This window comes from Noviherbaspirillum soli (assembly GCF_015352955.1).
GTDB lineage: Bacteria > Pseudomonadota > Gammaproteobacteria > Burkholderiales > Burkholderiaceae_D > Noviherbaspirillum_A > Noviherbaspirillum_A soli.
Window position 1 is genome coordinate 71,351 of the sequence record NZ_JACYOX010000013.1, and the last position, 18,647, is coordinate 89,997.

Genomic DNA, 18,647 nt, shown 5'->3' on the forward strand with positions numbered 1-18,647 from the left:
TACTAAAGACTATGGACCACGATTTTCTGCCGGACTTCAATATCCCCAACTTCATCCACCCCGCCTCGATGGACAGTGGTGAGCCGCCGCGCATCCCCATCCAGTCGATGCTGTTTTCGCTCGATGCGGCGCTGCGCAGCAACGGCCTGAACATCTTTGCGCCACCGAACGACGAATACTGGCACCTGTTCATGTGGCAGTTCGACATGTACGCCGCCAACGTCTACGTGGACGCGAAAACGCTGGAAGCGAAAGTCGACATTTTCCCGTTTCTCGATGGAGCGATCAGCACTGCGCACCCGCTAGTGAAGGAATTCCCGGTCGCCAAAGCGCTATATGTTTTCCCCGCAGGACACGCATAATTTAAATCGATTACAGATTTAGTATTAAGAACATAAAGGATGGGATCGATCGATGAAAAGTAATCGATACACAAGGCTTCTGCTCGTACTAATACTTCCTCTATTGATTGCTGGTTTTATGGCAGCAGAAAAACAAGTATTTTTTGAACTCAATTCTTTGACGCAATGCACCGAGACAAAAGGAGAGTTCTCTTGCTATACGACTAGTACGCGAAAAGACAACTATCAGCTGCGGAGCGAATTAGGAGGAGTATGGATGTGGCCTAATACCTATCTAACCGATGGCTTCAATGCGCCGGTGATTACCCTTGGAGCCATTCAAATGGAATACAAAGACGGGGCGTTAAGGCAAGCTGGAACAGTCGGCGCAGGGCTTAAGAAAACTTTACATGTTGGCCGGTCTCAAGGAGCAAACTACTCCTCTCCCGGATTCTGTACTCTTTCCCCTTTTGCTAACCAAGAAAGGTCATGGGGACTGAACTGCATATCTGGAATAAGCGAAGACTTCAAGTTTCTTGAAAAGACAACTCAAGCAAAATATCAAAGATTACGCGACTCTCTCGAAATCATAAATGCAGAAACTGCGTCCACCCATAAAATATTATACGTTTCTTCAGTATTGATCCCTCTGCTTTCCTTCCTAGCAGCCTCAGCAATTATCTTTTGTTTCGTTAAATCCTTTTCTTTTATTTGGAATGGCAGAAAGCCAGCGGCTACTTAGTTTTTTAATTTACAAACAAGTTTATTTGCTATGTGAGGGATGGAGGGCATAAATGGGAATTCAAGACAGAGACTACATGCATGAACGTCACCGCATGCAGACAAGGCACTCGAAGAATAACAACGCACGTCAGGCCCTAAAAGGCAAGAAAGTCCCAAGCCTCGGAAAAAGCATCGCTTTTTTTGCAATCACCATTGCAGTATCTACCCTGGTTATTCACAAGATTTCTCCAGACAAAGCATCCATAGTCTGGCCTGGATTCTTGCCAGTATTTGCGAAAGAGCTTTCGTTGCCCGTGACAGGCGATCTGACGCTCTATCAGCGTGGTCATAGCGCTCCCGCCATAGCTTCTTTTTCCGTTGTCGCCACAGCGCCAGGTATTAAGCGAACAAGTCATTTGGTTAAACTGGTTGACGCCAACACTGGGCAGCCCGTTCTTACTGTGTTTGTACGCTCGGGTGAAACAGCATCCGTTAAAGTTCCATTAGGCTCTTATAAAGCAAACATTGCATCAGGAGAGAAATGGTATGGCGAGACGAAGCTATTCGGGAATGGAACGATGGTCCAACAAGGAAATGCTCCTTTGAATTTCTATCAGGATGACCGATCGATAACTGGCCATACCTTAACGCTCGCAGGCACGATCGATGGAAATTTTCCTACCCGTCAACTTCCACGGGATTCGTTTTAGTAAAATAGCAATCTCATTGAAACCTTCGGCTAAATATGGCATTCGATCTTGCTTCCCTTCTCGATGTTACGCATCTGATGACCTTTTTGGGAGGTGCCAGCATCGGCGCCGCAGGTACCTATATGGCTGATCGCTTCACTGATCAGCGCCGCAACAGCGAGAGCCAAGCTAAGAGTCGAAGCCGGTTTGAGAATTTAAACCAATTGATGCCAGAGTTTTTTTCTGAAATTCTTTCGGATTTGAAGGCACAACCTGAGATGGCAATTCGAGAATTCGTGATCTTGCCTAGCTCCAGTGTTGCTTTCAATCACGGACAACCAAGATTTCAGTACTACGAGTCGCAGCACCCCGCACTGAAAAATTACGTCTCATTACTCGCAGAATCAGGATATGTAGATATAGTCCGCCCCAACGGTACACCGATTTATAGGCTATGTGAGCATTTCGTAGCCTTGCTCCAAAAACATTGATCGTAATTAGGCGCGTGGCGTATCGCCCCTAATTAAGACAGTCTGCAGGGCGTATTAGGTCTTGGATGATTTTCGATCCAGACCGTTTTACTGTTTGCCGCACTCTGGCACCTCCTTTTCGTCTCGCTACATCGTACTTCGGTCTTCTCCCTGTCCTTTTCGACCCTTGCTGGGTGCATGAAGATTCTCAGCGTCTTCTAATTCCCTGTCTGACATCTCCCCTTATCCGGCGTACGTGACTTCTCACGATGGCCACCTTTGTTCACTAAGGAGATGGAAATGACTCAAGCAGCATCCATGCGACATTTGTACCTGTACACCTACCTGCTTCTTGACGAAGTAAAGCGTGCAGGCAGACCCATTCGCATTGAATGGAGCAACATGCCAACCGCTTCAATTGGCCCCGATCCGCAGAACGAAAAAGGGCTTGTCATGAAGCTCAGTAACATGGCAGCAACCGGGACCGAAGAGGATGCAATTCTTCTGCGCGCTCTGGTGGCGCACGAAATTCTCTGCCATGGCAATAACACCGACTTTGGCGTCAAGCTGCCTCCCGGCCTTGCCGGGCGCCTGACAAACCCACTGGAAGACGCACGCGGGGAGCTGCTAGCCTCGAAGTCGTACGGCGGCTCCAAGAAGGTGATCCGGGAGGGCATCGAGATCCTGACGCAACGCGGTATCTTCAAGGGGCCTGACGCTGATGTTTCAACCTTACACCCTGCTGAAATCCTTTTTGGCTGGCTGGTTACGGAGATGCGTTCGGAGTTGCTGGGCCAGAAATGCCTGGAGGACTTTTCAGTCGCGTACCGGAAGCTGGCTATTCAGACTTTCGGTACAAAGCTGACGGCTCAGGTCAAAGCTGAAGCCCTCAAAGCGGCTCATGCAGCGGATACACAAGGCGCAGCAAATGCTTCACAACGCATTGTGGAACTACTGGAACTGGCTGCAAAAGAACCGCCGCCTCCACCGCCGCAAGAAGGGACGGGACAAGGCGACGGCGACGATCAGGCCAACGACTCCGATCAAGATCAACCGGGCAACCAGGGAGATCAAGACCAAGGCAATCAGGACCAGACTGGCGACCAGGGAGACCCGGACGAGCAGAATGGCCAAGATGACCACAGTGATGGAGACGCACAAAACGGCCCGGGTGACCAAGACAATGCCAGCAACTCAGGTGATCAGGGCAGTTCAAGTGATCAGGACGCCGGGGACGGCAGTACCGGCAACATGAGCGCCGACGACACCTCTGGTGCCACTGGCCAAAATGGTGGCGATCAGGGTTCAGGCTCTGCAGCCTACGAGCCGTCTTACGACGACTTGCAACAGGCAATCGCCGACGTACTGGATTCGACCGATGCTGATGCCGGCAACTATGGCAAGGGATTGGAAGATGTCCTGTGCGAGGGCAACGAAGCGATGCAACAGGCTTCTGGCGGCACTCACACCAATGAAATGCGGGAAATCGCTGCGCCAGACAACGTCAGGCCTCCGGAACATCGGGCCCAGTTGCGAAGCGCGGCACGTTCGACAGCGGCCACTCTGGCGCTGAAGATGGAAGAGCTACTCGAGGCGCATTCAATGGTGGAGCGATCCAGTTCCACCGAAGGACGGCTGAGGCCTAACAAGGTGGCGCGGGTAGCGACGGGTGACTTGCGGGTTTTTCAGAAAAAGAAACGCAGCGAGGAGCTCGACACATGCCTGTATTTTCTGAACGACGAATCCGCAAGCATGGGAGAACCGTTCGGCAACATCACGCGCCGGGAAGCCGCAGGGCGGGTAGCAGTCGCCGCCGGCGAAGTCTGCGATAACGCCAGCATCCCGTTTGGCTTAGCTAGCTACAGCACTTCGGTACGCGAGTGGCAGCCAATCGGAGGAAATTGGGCCAAAACCCTGAGTCTATTTGCCGCCGCAGCCGAAAACTATACCAATACTCATTTGGCCGTAGTCTGGGCGATTAAACGCCTAATAAACTGCAAGGAAAGTCGGAAAATTCTCTGTGTCATAACAGATGGTGATCCGGGCGAACTCAACGTTCTCGAAGCCGCTATCCTAGAAGCTAAGCGATTCGGTGTCGAAGTGCGTTTTGTTTTGATCGACAAACAGTACGAACGCTACTACCGGACCCTGTCGGCAGCATTCGGCGTGGCTAACAATCCGCACGAACTTGCCGAAGCAGTCTTCGGTTCGCTTCAAGCGGCATTTTCTTAAATAGCACTCCACCCCTCGTTTTCGGACGAGGGGTTTCTTTTTGCGGCTATCCGGATTAACGTGTGGAATGGCTCCTCGCTGGGGCAAGCTATTTCCGTCGAGCCCGTCGAAAAGACCTTCAGGTGTGGGCGCACATGCCGCTTCTCGCAGCATGCGTTTTGCTGGGAACACAGCCTGTTCCCTGAGCCCTTTCGTCCGACCAACTTGGGTCAGACTACGGGCATGGTTTCCAGCTCGCGCGCTGCAGCGAGAAGGCCGCCCAAAATCTTGTCAGCGACCTTTTCCGAGAATCCAGGAGGCAGCTCGCCGCAGACCTTTTCCACGACCGCAGGCGTGCGAGCAATGAAATCGAGCAGTAGCGGCTCAGCGTTCTCACCGTATCCGACCTCCTTCGCAGTGCTATTGAAGTGTCGACGCTGGATGCTATGCGCCAGATAGTGTCGGCTGTTTCCCAGTAGCGCCATCGCCATCTTGAGCTTACGTTCTGCCCACTGGTTCGGCCCTGGGCCAATAACGGGGTAACCTGACATCACATCATAGATGGGCGTGAGCTTGAAACGACCCGCACCAGCAAGTAGTTGAATACTGAAGTTTTTGGCGTGCCCATCAGGAGCGCGCAGCATCCAGAAGAGCAGTTGCGAGGCCATTAGCGTGTGCATGTCAGCGGCAGTCTGCTGCGATTGCTGCAACAGGGTGAACATCTCCTTCAAGCCAGGTCCGCCCTCACTTTCGTATTTCATTAGTGGCGAAGTCCCAGTTGCTTGACAAAAGTCCTCCTGGATAAGCCGGAACAGATGGTTACGGTTTCTCGATAGCACGCGGTCGAAACGTTCGACGACGAGCACTCTTTGCGAGCCGAACGTTGCAATCTCCGCATTTGCCGTGGGTAGTCCGTACTCTTTGAATAGCCGTAGGCATAGCCACTCGTTATCGACCGACGTGGTGAAGTCCGCCCTTTTTCCGCCGACCATCCCGATTGGGAGCTTGAAGATGTGCGTTGTCGGCGTAGCTCCACGCGGCTTCATCCATTTACCATTCCACCATAGGAAGGCATCCTTCTCTTGCGCGCCGGCCAGCGAAATCCGAAAGTCGTCGTCAGGGTCTGACGGGGCGCCGTGCCGCTCTAAGTTCACCACTTCAAGCAGGTGCCGCTCGATGGCCTCCTCATCAAGGGCTATGCCTTCAACCTGTGCAAATCTTTCGGGGGCAACGCCTTCTGGTAAGAGCTGCAAGGCGCCGACGCAATCCCGACCAATGGCTGCCAGAAGGTCGAAAGGTTCAAGAGAACCTGTCTTAAACCGGGCTGCGACACGTTTGAGAATAATATCGCTGTCTGGCAGCAAGCCCGCGAAGTAGTTCGAGACATTGACTCCTTTAAGCGGCTCGTTATGAATATTGAACGGTAACGACAGCGAAACTGGGCGTCCAAGTGATGAGCCACGCCAAGCGTCGTCGTATACCAACTCCGAGTCTCCACTGGCTTTGACGGTCCAGCGTCCGACGTAATCACCATTCGCCCAGAGATGGAGGGTTTGGCTGTGTGAGCGGCGCCCCATGATTACCACTCCGCCGAGCTGCTTGCTGCAGAAGTATCTCTCTCGCCCAGTCGCAGATCCAGCTCAAGTGCCGAGCACCAGCTGAGCAGCTGTCTGATGCTGATTTCGTCGGGGTGTTTCTCCAAGTGGGAGATGCGATTTTGGCTTAATCCGACGCGGCTTGCTACCGCGGCTTGAGTGAGCTTGTGCCGCTTGCGGGTCGATACAAGCAACTGACCAAGTTGTGGCGCGGTAAGGAGAAGTTGGGACGTGGGTACGATAGACATTTTAAAATATCCGTAAATCAGATAAAACCATTTTAGCTGAATATAGGATAAATTCAAGATATCCGAATACCAGATAATAGAGAAATATCTGAGTTCCAGATAATTTGAGAATGCTGGATGCGAGTAAAACGGGCGCCAGACTCGGTGCGATACGGTATCGCACTGGCATTGCTTTCTGCATTCCACACCTTAATCCGGAAAGCCCTTTTCCCCCGAGTAGCCGCTTCATCCTCACGGCATTTCCCTGCTGCCTCGTCTTGTATTTCCATGTGAGCCATTACTTAGCGCAAAGGTATTCGTGGCCACCTGCGCTTTCGCGGCTTTTCCCGTCTTTAACTCACTCACTATGGAACTGCATCGGGACAACCGATGTGGAAAACACATGCAAGCAGCAATCCAAGCAGTCGAAAAAAAGGCAGTCAAGGACGTTTTTGGTCTGGACGATCCGGCTTTTGCAAAAACCCAGGTCAAGGTGTTCGGCTCTACCGTGGATACCCCGGCCGTCATCGACGGCTTCAAATTCACGATCGAGAACTTGCGCCGAATGATGGTCTGGGCCGCTGCGGCATCTCTGCCAGATGGCTTTTTTAAGGCGAAGATGAAACGCAACCTAATGATCTTCGGACCAACAGGATGCGGCAAGACCGAGTTGGTCAAACAGTTCGCCGCCCGAACCGGCCGTCCTCTGTTTCGCACGCAGTGCAGCGAGGACACCGATCAGGCACAACTGTTCGGCTCCTGGAAGCTTTGCCGCCCGATCGTCAAGGACGAGCTGGTGGAAGACGCAGGAATACTGGAAAAGGGTATTCAGGGCATCGCCAAGGCTATCGAAAAGCTGGCCATCAGCATCAAGCGCAATACCGGCGTTGGCCCCGAGATGACGTTTGTCGACGGACCCGTGCTGCGCTGGGCTCGCACTCCCAACGCCATTCTGGTGCTTGACGAGTCGGATCAGCTGCTGCCCACGGTAGCAATGAGCCTCAACTGTGTTCTGGACGGTGATGACATCGTTGTCCCGGAGACGGGGGAGCGCGTCAAAATCGCACCAGGTGCGCTTGTTGCTGCAACGGCCAACACCAACGGACGAGGCTCCGCCGGCGGCAATGGCGGGAGTGCTTCGCTGTACAAAGGCACCAAGCGGCAGAACATTGCCTCAACCGACCGATATTTCGTGATCAACGCGAGCTATCTGTCGGAAGAGGAGGAAAAGGAACTGCTGATGAATCAGGTCGGCCTGCCGGACGTCGCTGCAACCGCGATGTCCAGACTGGCTGGCAAGGTGCGCTCCCTGTTCCTCGGCATTAATGAGGATGCAGGCGCGAATGGTGAACCGCTGGAATTCACGATCACCACCCGTAACCTGCTGAACTGGGGTATGAGCTACAAGCTGTTCAATGTCACTGGCATGGACAGCAAGACAGCCTTCACCGAGTCGCTGAACATGACGCTGCTGGACTTCGGTTCCGCAGCTGAACGTAAAGCGGTGCAGGACCTGTGGGAAACCATCGTTACGGATGCCTAATGGTGCAGCTGTACGTCAACGCCAACGCTGCGAAAGGCGCGGGTGCAGTGCCGAAGGCCTGGGGATTTGAATCCTCGGGCGGGACCGATACCATTTTCTGGGGTTCGCTCAACAGAAAATGGACGGTCGACCAGAAAGCTGCTGGCTATGGGCGGGACACTGCCCGGCAAAAGGAACGTGATGGCTATTTCTATGTTGGGGGACTTTTCCAGCAGGGAGGCAGCCTACAAGTTAGCCGAAGCATGGTCACAAGGCAGGTCGGGTAAGGCATACCAGCACGATCCGTCCAACATGGAGCAGTCAGCCATCGCGGAAGGATTGCGAACATTGGGACAGAAGGCAAAGGGGGTAACATCGCCTGCGCCGTCTGCTCCACCACCGCCGGCACCACGCCAGCAAAAGCAGGATCTGAAGTTCTTTGAAAAGGTCTCTGCACAGGGCAGCAATGCGGCCGATCCCGGCTTCGTTCTTGATTTTTAACTCTCACCAGCCTTGATACCTCCCCGGTATCAAGGCTTTTTCTTTTCAAAGCTCGCTATGCCGGAAGCCTTATGCGACTTTGGAAGCAGATTTGCGGCGGGATGCGGCCACGCCCAACAGACCGAGTCCCAGCAGGGCAATTGAAGTAGGTTCAGGTACGCTGGCGGAAGAAGCGCCATCGGTATTCAGCGCCTTGACGTATGCATTCGTATTCCCGCCAGCCACATGGACTGCTGCAAAGATGCCAGCGTTGTCGGCAGTGAGGAATTTGCTCGCGGTGAAGTTATTTGGACCAGACAGAATATAGGTCGACGAACTGCCGGCGTCGAGTTCCTTAGGCGACTGACCCGCAAAGCTGATTCCGAAATCGAAGTTGCCGCCATTGGTGCCATTGGCGACGTTGTTTGTATTCTGGGTAAACGTCTGCGACGAGATTGTTCCCTGCATGCCCGAACTGTATGCCACAGAAATGACCGGTGGGTTGTTGCCGTTATTCACAGCAACGTTGAAGGTCCAGTTATCGACATATTTGCCCGACGCCAGGTTGTCCAGCACGTTCAATACAAGCTGAACACTGCCATTGGCCAGATCGGTGAATGTCGCGGTTGCAAACAGGCCGCTCGTGTTGGCAATCGTGGCGCCGTTGTAGATGGCGGTCTGGGTATTCGAGAATTCATAGATCACGCTGGCGCTTGCTGCGCCGGAAGCCATTGCACAGAGAGCGGCGACAGCGGTGGCGGCGGCAAATTTCTTGAGATTCTGGATTTTCATGGCTGGCCCGATGTTGGATTTGGATAGTGTATCCATAGCAATTATGGTGCCATAGGTAAATGTTTCTTATAAAACAGTTACTTGCAATAAACTTGCTTCGGCCGCGTTTCTCTTTTGTAAATATTTTCGACACCATTTCCCGCTACTTAGCGGAATGGCCAAGCGGCTTCCTGCTTGCCTACCTGCCTGAACCTCCCTTCTCTTCCTTACAACTGCTTGTGGCCCATTACCTGATACCACGGTTTGGCTGAATGGGGTCCCCCGCGCCGCATATCTCAATTTTCATTCCATCCATTCGGCTCCATTGCGGGTCACCACTTGAGGAGATTTCCATGTTTGCAGTCACCCCAAGCACAGCTTCCTTCGACGATTCGCGTCTGCTGCTCTCGCTGCGCACAGACGACCTGATCGACGAATCCGACCTTGGTGCACCGTCCATTGAAGGCCTGATCGCCATCGAGCTCGATGTTGAGGAAATTGTGATTTGATGCAGCACCCACCCGACCCCGGTCCGCTTCCCAGCGACCGGGGTTTTGTTTTTCCCTGTTGCGCATCTCCCTGTATCAGGGCCAACGCAAGCGCCTTCCTTTGAAGTTCCAACTCTTGAATGGGGAAATTATGGATATCACACAAGTACTGAGCAACATGGTTTTGGTCGACATCATCATCGGCGGTTCTACCGGCGAACGTACCCTGGAAGCGGACGACTTCATCCGTGAAGTCGGCAAGATGCTCCCACCCGGCACGTTCTCGTGGGTATCCAAGGCGCGCACGGATGCCAAGCGCATCATCCTGCGTGTTGGCGCCGCCCGGCGGGTCGACAACCGTGTGCGTGGCTACTTCGTTCCTCTGGACAGCGCCCAAGCGGTGTCGGATGAATTGAGGACACTGCGCGATACGTTTCAGACGCAAAAGGCAGCGTTTCTGCAGGAGCTGCCCAACATCGTCGAGGAATGGGCGGCCAATCCGCAAAACGCTGTCGAGATCAAACCGGGACTCACCCGCGCCGATCTAATTCGCAACCATGCACCGAAGGCATTGGACCTGGACAAGCTGCTTCGCTTTGCCATGTCTGCCACGCAGATCCAGTCTTCCCAGTTCTTTGGAGAGGATGACGCGCTGCATACCGAGGTTACTGGGTTGCCGGGTCAGGCAGCGCTGGAAATCGCGGAAGACGTTAAAAAGTCGTGGAAAGGGGCCGCCGGCGGCAAAACCACTTCGCGCGTGCTGGGCCTGGTTCGCCGGATCCGCCAGAAGGCGGATTCAATGGGAATCCTGTCACCAAAGTTCGAGCATTTGCGCGAAGCATGTGACCGGGTGCTGAAGCAAATGCCCCAGACTGGCGCCATCGAAGGGCTGGAGTTCATGCAGATCAGTGCGCTGCTGGAGTTCTGTTCGCGACCGGAGAATATCCTGGCGGAGCAGTCGATGCGTTTTGATCCGCTCGATGTGGAAATGGAAGTTGAAACACCAGCACAGCAATCACTTGCCGAACTGGAGCCCGTAACGCCAGCGCCGGCGGAGAGTATCCCGTCAGTGCCCGCGCCCGTAAGCCAGCCGCTCGATCAGCATTTCGCTTTCGAGTTCTAACCAGAAGCACAAACGCCACCGTCTTTCGACCGGTGGCGTTTTTTTATGGGGTGCGGATCTTGATTACGCGGCTTGATCCTTTTGGTCTTCCATTCCCAGTTTCTTTGCCAAGGCAGGATGCTCCATCTGCAGCTTGCTCATGAAAGACCTGCCGGCCTCCCGCTCGAACAGCAGGGCGATCAGGACCTTGGTGCCGACGGGAAGTTGTTCCCATTCCGCTTTCGACGGTGTCAGCGAAACCCAGTTCGGATCGGCCTGCATCGCCTGCAGCACCATGTTCAGTTCATCGCCCAGCGAGCGCTTGGCATAAAAGTCAGTCGGATCGAAGTAATCAGCCAGGATCATCACCTGTACCGTCGGGATGCCAAGGAATTCGCCCACGCGTTCAAGCTTGTCCTTGCCCACCGACTTGATCTTGCGATGGCCATTGCACATGGAGTTCCAGTAAATCGTCGTCACGCCCATCAGGTCGGCGATGTAGCGATCTGGCAGATTGCGATCGATCAGCGTTCTCTTGATCAGCGTGATCAGGCGCTTTCCTTCAACTTTGCGCTCGCCGCTTTCCTCCTGGTCCTCCGCAGGGCTCGTATCATTCCCAGTCGTGAGCAGCGAAATTTGCGATTCCGTGTGGGCTGCACGTGCGGGCCGGCCAACCTTGCCCTTCTTCCGGGCTTCCGGTTGAGCGGTCGTCGCGGGCGCTGTAGCAGTTATTTTTCTCGGCATAGTCTTTTTCCATTTCGAATACGGTGGCCGGCATGGCCGATTCCTGCCTATCGCGATCACCGATACTGCTGGAATCGCGATGCAGTCAATACAGTCAGTATTCTACCGCATGTTGTGATCGATACTAGGCTCTTACAACTGCGGCGTTGTTGTTTTGTCCACTTCTGCCCCGCTGTTGCCACAATTCCCGCTCTTTGCCGCCATCAAATGCGAATCGCTTTTAATATCTGTTGGTATTGCAGAGATGTGTTCTGTATAATTGTTGACGTAGGACAACATTCCGCTTTCGGTATCGCTTGCAGTGGGCTGCTTGTCTCATCACAGGCCCCGTTTGGGGTTTCATTGACTAATATTTAGGAGTAACCGTGCTTCCAATGGACGCCAAGCGCAATGCCGATTCGTATTCCTATCCGAACGGCATGCTTAATTCAGGATGGATCGTCGGCGTGCTGCGCCTGCCAGGCGAGGGCAAATGCTTCATCCAGCAGACCGCCAGCGAGAACCACATGCTGCCGGTCGAGTTCGATCCCCGTCAGGCGCCGCTGCCGCGTGACATCAAGGAGTGGGATCTGGTGATGGCCTACTGCCATTTCATCGGTGCCCGCGAGAACGACGTGCGGATCGTGCGTGCCAAGAGCATCCGCTTCGAGTCGCCCAACCTCATGCACATGGACAAGCGCTTCGCAGAAGATGTCATGCGCAAGTGGTCGGTTAAGGTGCATGCCGCGGCCAAGGATTCCGGCGTGCCGGCTGCCATCGAAGCTGTGGCGAAAGTCGTCGGCGACGTGCCGGCGAAAGAAGAGCGCATGAACAGCGTTGACTGGCGTGTTCTGAAGCTCAACAAGAATGCCACCAATACCGTCCAGTTGGCCGGCTTCGTGCAGGCGAAGTCGCTGGAGCGCAACCGCGTCAATGCAGAGGGCAAGCCGATGAACGATCGCCTGGTCGTCCTGCTGCGTCAGACGGAAGATCCCGACAAGAGCATCCCAATCCGCTGGTACGGCCGCAATCTGGAGCCGCTGGCCAACACGCTCACGCGCGGCCTGCCGATCAAGGTCCAGGGCGAATATCGCCTCGACGTGAAAGCCCTCGGCGCACCTGATCCGGAGTCCGGCATCGCACCGGTGTCGAAGCTGCCTTATATCGAAGCGAAGGATTTCCCCGGCCCGGTCACCCCGGATTCCGGCCTGATCAAGATAGCGCCGTTCTGGGTTGCCGAAATGCTGGCAATGGGTACGCGCAAAGGGCCACGTCGCGAGGCGCCTGCGCAAGTCGCTGAGCCAGTTGGCATCGATTCGGCAGCAATCATGGCTGAGCTACTCAAGGGCACTGACGCGAAAGGTTAATGTCATGGCCGATGTTTGCGACGATTCCGATGCTATTAACGAAGCCTTCGTTGACCGTGGCATCAAAGCAGCCCAAGCCAGCCTCGCGGTCCGGCGTTTGACGCCGAGTGGTGTCTGCCACAACAGCCGTTGTGAAGCCGATGTCGAGAGCGGCAAGCTTTTCTGCGACAACCAGTGTGCCGACGAACATGGCCGCTTCGAAAGGCTGCGTTCGACTTCCGGCACCCGGCATTAGGGACTGCGGGACAACTGCGATCAGGCCAAGACCATGCGAATGGCTTGGCTTGTTTTTTATGTGAATGAAGAGGTGTTCGGTACATGAGCAAGATGCTGATCGTGGCGGAGAAGCCGTCAGTTGCCAAGGATATTGCCGCCGCACTCGGCGGATTCAGCAAGGTGCAAAACTGGCTGGAGAGTGATACCGCCATCGTTTCCTGTGCAGTTGGCCACCTGGTCGAACTGTTTGCGCCGGAAGCCGCGACAACGGGCCGCGACTTGTCATCCCTGCCGATCATCCCGGCACGATTTGCCCTGAAGGTGCTGGAGCCGAGCAAGGCCCAATTTCTCCTACTTGAACGGTTGATGGGCAGGGCCGACGTATCCAGTGTGGTCAATGCCTGTGACGCCGGGCGGGAAGGTGAACTGATTTTCCGTCTGATCTACGAGAAGGCCCGCTGCAACAAGCCGATGAAGCGCATGTGGCTGCAGTCCATGACGCCCGATGCTATCCGGGATGCGTATGGCGCCATGAAGCCGGGTGCGGCGTATGACAACCTCAGTGATGCCGCCCGGTGCCGCAGCGAAGCGGACTGGGTCGTTGGCATTAATGGCTCACGCGGCATATCGGACCTGCGCGGTCGGCAGACGCATCGGCGTCAGATCATGGCGGCCGGCCGGGTCCAGACACCGACTTTGGCCATTCTTGTGCATCAGGAACAGAAGATTCGCGGCTTCGTGCCCCAGGACTACTGGGAAGTGCATGGCACCTTTGGCGTGCAGGCTGGGACCTATGTCGTCAAATGGTTTAACCCGAATGCAAAGGAAGAGGGCGAGGATGGCCTGTCGAACCGCTTCACGGTGAAGGCGAGGGCAGAGGAGGTCGCCACAAAGTGCCGTGGTGTTGCGCCCAGTTCTGTCACAGACACCGCCAAGCCTGTATCCAAGGCTGCGCCGCGCCTGTTTGATCTGACCTCGCTGCAACGGGAAGCGAACAAGCGGCTGAAGTTCTCGGCGAAGAAAACCCTCGATATCGCCCAGGCGCTCTATGAGAAGCACAAGGCAACGACCTATCCGCGTACCGATTCGACCGCCCTGCCGGAAGACTATGTGCCGACCGTGGTCAAGACCCTGGCGGCATTTGCCGGCACTGCTTATGAAGCCCATGCAAACACAGTCCTGGCCAACAGCTGGATGAATGCCGGTAAGCGCATCTATGACAACAGCAAGATTTCCGACCACTTTGCCATTGTGCCCACCGGCCTGAAGCCTGCAAGCCTGAGCGCGGACGAATCGAAGATTTACGACATGATCGTGCGCCGGTTCATTGCCACTTTTTTCCCATCGGCGCAGTATCAGCACACGACCAGGATTACCGTGGTCTCAGGCGAATCTTTCAAATCGACTGGCAAGGTGCTGACCGCGCAGGGTTGGCTGGCCGTGTATGGCGTCGATCTCGACGATGACGGCAAGTCGCCTTCCCTGTGCGTTTACACGCCTGGCGAGACGGTGACCAACAAGGAAATCGTCATCAAGGATCTGAAGACCAAGCCACCCGTGCGCTTTACCGAGGCGACGCTATTGGGCGCCATGGAAAACGCCGGCAAGCTGGTGAAGGATGATGACTTGCACGACGCGATGAAGGACCGCGGCCTTGGCACGCCAGCGACCCGCGCGGCCACCATCGAAGGTCTGCTGAGCCGTGTCGATGGCCGCGGCGAGCCGAAGGAGCCCTACGTCGACCGCAATGACAACTGGCTGGTGCCGACCACAAAAGGCATGGACCTGGTCGAGTTTCTGGATGTGAACGGGGTCGATGCGCTGACCTCGCCGCGGCTGACGGGCGAGTGGGAGCAGAAGCTGCGCCAGATGGAAACCGGGAACTATGCACGGGACGCTTTCATGAGCGAGATCGGCGACCTGACACGCACGATCATCGAGGCGATCCGTCAGAAAGCGCCTGCTTTGTCAGTGCTACCCGGTTGCGGCTGTCCGAAATGTGGCGCCGAAATGGTCTCTGGCGGCCCGACCTACGTCTGCCAAGCCAACTGCGGCTTTGCGCTCTGGCGCGAGATCGCTGCCCGCATGTTCAGCGACGAGGAAATCACGCAGCTGCTTGTCGATCGGCAGACACCTACCCTTGAAGGCTTTCTGTCCAAGAAGAAGACCCCGTTCGCTGCCAGTCTGAAGATGAACGCCGAGTTCAAGCTGGACTTCGTGTTCATTGACGACGCGGAGACTGCGCACCGCAACTCGCTGGACGCCTCCGGCAACTCGGTCACATGCCCCGCCTGCAAGACCCTCATGAAGCGCATCAAGGGCAAAAAAGGCTGGTTCTGGGCGTGCACCAATCGGGATGCCGAGTGCAAGAAAACCATGAACGATGAAAACGGCCATGCCGTCGCCTCCAGTGCCGGCACGAGCCTGAACAATGGCACGACTGTCGCCTGCGCAGCGTGTGCCAAGCCGATGCGGCGCATTAAAGGTGCTAAGTCCTACTTCTGGGGCTGCACCGGCTATGCCGACGGATGCCGGACCACCATGGAAGACAAGGACGGCAAGCCCGTTGCCAGGCAATCCCAACCAACTACCGTGCAGCAGTCTGCAGGAGCCTTTTTATGAACCAAAGAAATCCCATCGTCAAAGCGACTTTCATTGTCTTTGCATCCATATGGATTGCAATGAACCTCTACACCCTGATCACGGACCCGGTTTTTTTCTGGGAAAACATTCCGAACATGGTGCACGGGGCATTTGTCACCCTCGTAGGCTGCGTGATGGGTGTTGTTATTACAGCCGGGCTGATTCTTCTTGAACGGTCGCTGGCGCAGATGCGGCTGCAGGGCGGCTCCTTCAATGGCATTACGTCCTCGATCGGCCCCGTTCCCATCCTGGCGCCGCCGGCCAAGCGCGCAAAGGCAAAGGAATGCCTACCCATCGAGAGCGAGCGGGTCAAGCAGTGGATTGAGGCGAACAAGACCACCAATCCAGCCTACGTCACCCTGTTCATGGCTGTCTGGCAAACGCTGTCAGCACACAAGACCCATCCGGCAAGTCATCGCAAGGGGGGCCACGGCGGGAGAACGCTTGCGCAGCACTGCATGGCCGTAGCCGATACCGCGCTGGAACTCGCGCCAACCTGGTCCTATGATGGCGTCTATATCAAGCGCCCGGGCAAGTCACCGAAGCTGATCATTGCCAAGCGAGACGCAAACTATGTGTTCGATCCGCTTGACCCCATCATCCCGGTGCTGGCGCTAGCGCATGATCTTGGTAAGATTGAGGCGTACAAGTTGCAGCCCGATGGCACGGTACTTACCAGGGAGTCTGGTACGGAGCAGGACGATGCCGGCGTCGAGCACGACCGCCTTGGTTCCCGCATACTGGCGCGAATCAGTGAGTTTTGGGAACTGCCTCCCAACGATACCCGCACCTTGTCGCGCGTGATTTCTCACTACCACCACCCCAGCGACTTCCCGGTCGACAAGGATGGACTTTCCATCGACGACCGCATGACGGCGCTGATGGAATTTCTCATCCTGGCCGACAAGACGACCGGCCAGCGGGAAAGCGGCATCAGTGCTGCCGCGGCGAACGAGGACACGATTTCCGAAACCGAAGCCGAAGAAATCTATGATGCCTTCTTGTCCTGCGTTACGGAAAAAGGGAGGATCAATGGAACCGGCGATAGCGAGACGGACAGGTCTTTCAAGATCGGTCAGAAGCATGGAAACCTGATCTACCTTCGCGAAGCGCAACTGCTCGCGGCAATGTGCCGGAAGCTGGGTGTGTCGATTGAGGCCGGTAGAGGCCGTTTTATTCTTCTCAACCGGATTTTGTCTATACTGACCGAGAAGGGCCTGCTTTTCACGCTCCATAACGGGGTGGACTTCAAGGCGTATCAGCCGCTGTTCTTCGTGCGTTTTTATCATAGCGAGGAGAGCAATGTCATCGCCAGTTGGCGAGAGACGATCATCATCAGCCCCACGGTAAAAAACAGCGAACTGGTAGCACTTGTCAGCCTGCCTGCGTTGGCAACTGTCGCCAAAGTTGAGCGGCCATATTTTGCCCACCTGGCCGAGATTGCCGAACCATCAAAACTGATGGATATGGTGGAACAAGCGTTCGGGCAATCGGTCATCGAAGCTGTACGAGAGGGATTGAACATCAGTGATGCAGTTGCGCCGATGGTCCTTAATGCCGTATCGCCGTCGAATGCGCCTTCACCTGCTAACGCGGTCGTTGCGCATCCCGCCGTGACCCCGACGGCAGGATGGCTGCCGGGCGTGGCGAGTGCAGAAACCACTTCCCCACTCACCTTACCAGCGGCCGCTCAGGTGCAACCTCCCGCCGTGGAAGCCAAAGGAGCCGCTGCGGGCTCGGTCACCAGTGTCGCGCAAGCTACAGATGCGTCAGACAGCCTCGCCGGAATTGACTGGAAATGCCTGGATGATGAAGTAAAGCGCAATGGCTTTCAGACGACCGCCCCGATCACAGAAGCACTCCCAATACCTGCTGCAGATCCAACTGTGAATGCACGGGACATCCTTCCGGCCATTCCATCTATCGGGCTTTGTGAGGGTGGCCTGAGCTTGATTTCACCGGACCAGCACGGCGACCTAATCGCCGATGATCTGGACCTAGTAATTGCTGACACGCTGACTGATACGACGCATGGATATGCCGAGCCTGCGGACCTCTCTGATCCTATGGCGCCAGAGGCCATATCTGATGTGTCAGTAGGAGGCGATTCAGCCATCATGGAGGCAAACACTACCGAAGGGCCGTTGGGCATTCCGGAAAATCATGATCGCGGCACGGTCATCCAGGATGTACCGAAAGATCCGACCTCCAAGTATAAAAAGCAAAAGCAGGAAGAAAAGAACATGGGTAATTTGGCCCAGCTGCAGCAAATGGCTGAACCTCCCCAGCTATTGCAGCAATTCATGTCGGCAAAGGGAAGTAAGCGTGCTAATGGGAAGCTTGCTGCTTCACTTGGCACTGGACACAACCCGCCGACTAGATATTCACCAGATAGCGAGAAACTCGACCTAACCGCTCCGCAGCCTCAAATGCCGCACAGAGAACACCCGAGGAAGAACTCGTATGAAGTATTTCTAGTTTTGGTTCAGCATGCGGTGGAAAATGGATCGCTGCATTCATTGGCAGAAATGGATGGAAAATACTTCATCCTCCAGTCAATGATTGAAAAGGTATTTCCTGGCAAGGATATGGCAGAGCAACTTCCAGAACCGTTTGTGGAAAGGCGAACTACTAGCGCCGGGATTGTTCTTCTTATACCGGTAGCGAAGTCGTCATGAAACCCCATATAGACTTTTCGCTAGCCAAGGGAAATTCTGCTGGTCAAACTGGCCACCTAAGAGAAAAGATGCCCGGCGTCACCGCTTGGATAGATTCCCTGCGAGAAGCCTTCGGTAAGGAGATGGTCGATCAGATGATTCGAACTGGCTTAAGAAAGGGAACATTCTGGGCTGTCGAAAATGGCTTGGTGGTTGGCCAGCCGCCGACGGACGTACTGGAAAAACATCGAGCAGGATTTCCGAGTCCTGTAGCATCGGTCGAAATACCCGAAAAGACTCATCCGGAACCGGTAATTGATCGACGCTGGCCGAGTTAATATCCCTTGCAGATCCCGGCGGATTTGTCGCTGGCGTATCAAGCGCATAGAAAAACCCCCGACGTCTGGTGGACGTTCGGGGGT

At 55.1% G+C, this 18,647-nt stretch carries 19 protein-coding genes; 15 read left to right on the forward strand and 4 right to left on the reverse strand.

From position 1 onward, the window contains the following. Window positions 1–11: 11 nt before the first annotated feature. From IGW04_RS12085 to IGW04_RS12105, 5 genes are all read left to right on the forward strand, one after another. Window positions 12–362 carry a hypothetical protein gene (locus IGW04_RS12085; RefSeq protein WP_194713325.1) on the forward strand — a complete coding sequence of 117 codons (351 nt, stop codon included), beginning with the start codon at window positions 12–14 and terminating at the stop codon, window positions 360–362. A 52-nt stretch (window positions 363–414) separates the two neighbouring features. After that, entirely contained in the window at window positions 415–1,083 is a 669-nt protein-coding gene (locus IGW04_RS12090; RefSeq protein WP_194713326.1) for a hypothetical protein, read from the forward strand. A 52-nt stretch (window positions 1,084–1,135) separates the two neighbouring features. Continuing rightward, window positions 1,136–1,774: a hypothetical protein gene (locus IGW04_RS12095; RefSeq protein ID WP_194713327.1), complete on the forward strand. Its 639-nt coding sequence runs from the start codon at window positions 1,136–1,138 to the stop codon at window positions 1,772–1,774. 35 nt (window positions 1,775–1,809) lie between these two features. Then, window positions 1,810–2,244, forward strand: a complete 435-nt coding sequence (locus tag IGW04_RS12100; protein ID WP_194713328.1) for a hypothetical protein — start codon at window positions 1,810–1,812, stop codon at window positions 2,242–2,244. A gap of 279 nt (window positions 2,245–2,523) precedes the next feature. Further along, the gene (locus tag IGW04_RS12105; RefSeq protein ID WP_228527050.1) at window positions 2,524–4,455 is read left to right on the forward strand and encodes a VWA domain-containing protein; all 1,932 of its coding nucleotides are present in this window, start codon (window positions 2,524–2,526) and stop codon (window positions 4,453–4,455) included. Between the two features lie 209 nt (window positions 4,456–4,664). Here IGW04_RS12105 and IGW04_RS12110 read toward each other — a convergent pair whose 3' ends face one another. Next, window positions 4,665–6,011, reverse strand: coding sequence for a type II toxin-antitoxin system HipA family toxin (locus IGW04_RS12110; protein ID WP_194713330.1), 1,347 nt, complete (start codon window positions 6,009–6,011; stop codon window positions 4,665–4,667). A gap of 2 nt (window positions 6,012–6,013) precedes the next feature. Then, window positions 6,014–6,277, reverse strand: a complete 264-nt coding sequence (locus IGW04_RS12115; RefSeq protein ID WP_194713380.1) for a helix-turn-helix domain-containing protein — start codon at window positions 6,275–6,277, stop codon at window positions 6,014–6,016. Between the two features lie 382 nt (window positions 6,278–6,659). On the opposite strand from IGW04_RS12115, the gene IGW04_RS12120 reads away from it, so the two are divergent. The 3 genes from IGW04_RS12120 to IGW04_RS25760 are packed head-to-tail and all read left to right on the forward strand — an operon-like array spanning window position 6,660 to window position 8,279. Beyond that, window positions 6,660–7,799, forward strand: a complete 1,140-nt coding sequence (locus IGW04_RS12120) for an AAA family ATPase (RefSeq protein WP_228527051.1) — start codon at window positions 6,660–6,662, stop codon at window positions 7,797–7,799. Further along, entirely contained in the window at window positions 7,799–8,065 is a 267-nt protein-coding gene (locus IGW04_RS25755) for a hypothetical protein (protein WP_228527052.1), read from the forward strand. Before IGW04_RS12120 ends, IGW04_RS25755 begins: the two co-directional genes overlap by 1 nt. Window positions 8,066–8,090: 25 nt before the next feature. Next, window positions 8,091–8,279 carry a hypothetical protein gene (locus IGW04_RS25760; RefSeq protein WP_228527053.1) on the forward strand — a complete coding sequence of 63 codons (189 nt, stop codon included), beginning with the start codon at window positions 8,091–8,093 and terminating at the stop codon, window positions 8,277–8,279. A gap of 69 nt (window positions 8,280–8,348) precedes the next feature. On the opposite strand, the gene IGW04_RS12130 is transcribed toward IGW04_RS25760, so the two are convergent. Continuing rightward, complete coding sequence (locus IGW04_RS12130; RefSeq protein WP_194713332.1) at window positions 8,349–9,050, reverse strand: PEP-CTERM sorting domain-containing protein; 702 nt, start codon at window positions 9,048–9,050, stop codon at window positions 8,349–8,351. 332 nt (window positions 9,051–9,382) lie between these two features. On the opposite strand from IGW04_RS12130, the gene IGW04_RS12135 reads away from it, so the two are divergent. Both IGW04_RS12135 and IGW04_RS12140 read left to right on the forward strand, forming a co-directional pair. Continuing rightward, window positions 9,383–9,538 (forward strand): hypothetical protein, encoded by a 156-nt coding sequence (locus IGW04_RS12135; RefSeq protein ID WP_194713333.1) that lies wholly within the window; start codon window positions 9,383–9,385, stop codon window positions 9,536–9,538. A gap of 130 nt (window positions 9,539–9,668) precedes the next feature. Beyond that, the gene (locus IGW04_RS12140) at window positions 9,669–10,640 is read left to right on the forward strand and encodes a DUF3150 domain-containing protein (RefSeq protein WP_194713334.1); all 972 of its coding nucleotides are present in this window, start codon (window positions 9,669–9,671) and stop codon (window positions 10,638–10,640) included. 63 nt (window positions 10,641–10,703) lie between these two features. Here IGW04_RS12140 and IGW04_RS12145 read toward each other — a convergent pair whose 3' ends face one another. Continuing rightward, window positions 10,704–11,363: an XRE family transcriptional regulator gene (locus tag IGW04_RS12145; RefSeq protein ID WP_194713335.1), complete on the reverse strand. Its 660-nt coding sequence runs from the start codon at window positions 11,361–11,363 to the stop codon at window positions 10,704–10,706. 374 nt (window positions 11,364–11,737) lie between these two features. On the opposite strand from IGW04_RS12145, the gene IGW04_RS12150 reads away from it, so the two are divergent. The 5 genes from IGW04_RS12150 (at window position 11,738) to IGW04_RS12170 (ending at window position 18,563) form a co-directional block, all read left to right on the forward strand. Next, window positions 11,738–12,709: a hypothetical protein gene (locus IGW04_RS12150; RefSeq protein WP_194713336.1), complete on the forward strand. Its 972-nt coding sequence runs from the start codon at window positions 11,738–11,740 to the stop codon at window positions 12,707–12,709. Window positions 12,710–12,713: 4 nt separating this feature from the next. Continuing rightward, on the forward strand, window positions 12,714–12,944 hold the full coding sequence (locus IGW04_RS12155) for a hypothetical protein (RefSeq protein WP_194713337.1): 231 nt from the start codon (window positions 12,714–12,716) through the stop codon (window positions 12,942–12,944). A gap of 83 nt (window positions 12,945–13,027) precedes the next feature. After that, window positions 13,028–15,547: a DNA topoisomerase gene (locus tag IGW04_RS12160; protein WP_194713338.1), complete on the forward strand. Its 2,520-nt coding sequence runs from the start codon at window positions 13,028–13,030 to the stop codon at window positions 15,545–15,547. Next, entirely contained in the window at window positions 15,544–18,246 is a 2,703-nt protein-coding gene (locus tag IGW04_RS12165) for an HD domain-containing protein (protein ID WP_194713339.1), read from the forward strand. Before IGW04_RS12160 ends, IGW04_RS12165 begins: the two co-directional genes overlap by 4 nt. Further along, on the forward strand, window positions 18,243–18,563 hold the full coding sequence (locus tag IGW04_RS12170) for a hypothetical protein (RefSeq protein ID WP_194713340.1): 321 nt from the start codon (window positions 18,243–18,245) through the stop codon (window positions 18,561–18,563). The genes IGW04_RS12165 and IGW04_RS12170 overlap by 4 nt, the downstream gene beginning before the upstream one ends. The last annotated feature ends 84 nt before the right edge of the window (window positions 18,564–18,647 follow it).

Bases quoted from the DNA above. Each gene is read 5' to 3' on its own strand.
- IGW04_RS12155 (WP_194713337.1), top strand. From the start codon at position 12,714: ATGGCCGATGTTTGCGACGATTCCGATGCTATTAACGAAGCCTTCGTT.
- IGW04_RS12135 (WP_194713333.1), top strand. From the start codon at position 9,383: ATGTTTGCAGTCACCCCAAGCACAGCTTCCTTCGACGATTCGCGTCTG.
- IGW04_RS12105 (WP_228527050.1), top strand. From the start codon at position 2,524: ATGACTCAAGCAGCATCCATGCGACATTTGTACCTGTACACCTACCTG.
- IGW04_RS12100 (WP_194713328.1), top strand. From the start codon at position 1,810: ATGGCATTCGATCTTGCTTCCCTTCTCGATGTTACGCATCTGATGACC.
- IGW04_RS25755 (WP_228527052.1), top strand. From the start codon at position 7,799: ATGGTGCAGCTGTACGTCAACGCCAACGCTGCGAAAGGCGCGGGTGCA.
- IGW04_RS12150 (WP_194713336.1), top strand. From the start codon at position 11,738: ATGGACGCCAAGCGCAATGCCGATTCGTATTCCTATCCGAACGGCATG.
- IGW04_RS12095 (WP_194713327.1), top strand. From the start codon at position 1,136: ATGGGAATTCAAGACAGAGACTACATGCATGAACGTCACCGCATGCAG.
- IGW04_RS12120 (WP_228527051.1), top strand. From the start codon at position 6,660: ATGCAAGCAGCAATCCAAGCAGTCGAAAAAAAGGCAGTCAAGGACGTT.
- IGW04_RS12090 (WP_194713326.1), top strand. From the start codon at position 415: ATGAAAAGTAATCGATACACAAGGCTTCTGCTCGTACTAATACTTCCT.
- IGW04_RS12085 (WP_194713325.1), top strand. From the start codon at position 12: ATGGACCACGATTTTCTGCCGGACTTCAATATCCCCAACTTCATCCAC.
- IGW04_RS12165 (WP_194713339.1), top strand. From the start codon at position 15,544: ATGAACCAAAGAAATCCCATCGTCAAAGCGACTTTCATTGTCTTTGCA.
- IGW04_RS12115 (WP_194713380.1), bottom strand. From the start codon at position 6,277: ATGTCTATCGTACCCACGTCCCAACTTCTCCTTACCGCGCCACAACTT.
- IGW04_RS12170 (WP_194713340.1), top strand. From the start codon at position 18,243: ATGAAACCCCATATAGACTTTTCGCTAGCCAAGGGAAATTCTGCTGGT.
- IGW04_RS12140 (WP_194713334.1), top strand. From the start codon at position 9,669: ATGGATATCACACAAGTACTGAGCAACATGGTTTTGGTCGACATCATC.
- IGW04_RS12160 (WP_194713338.1), top strand. From the start codon at position 13,028: ATGAGCAAGATGCTGATCGTGGCGGAGAAGCCGTCAGTTGCCAAGGAT.
- IGW04_RS25760 (WP_228527053.1), top strand. From the start codon at position 8,091: ATGGAGCAGTCAGCCATCGCGGAAGGATTGCGAACATTGGGACAGAAG.
- IGW04_RS12145 (WP_194713335.1), bottom strand. From the start codon at position 11,363: ATGCCGAGAAAAATAACTGCTACAGCGCCCGCGACGACCGCTCAACCG.
- IGW04_RS12110 (WP_194713330.1), bottom strand. From the start codon at position 6,011: ATGGGGCGCCGCTCACACAGCCAAACCCTCCATCTCTGGGCGAATGGT.
- IGW04_RS12130 (WP_194713332.1), bottom strand. From the start codon at position 9,050: ATGAAAATCCAGAATCTCAAGAAATTTGCCGCCGCCACCGCTGTCGCC.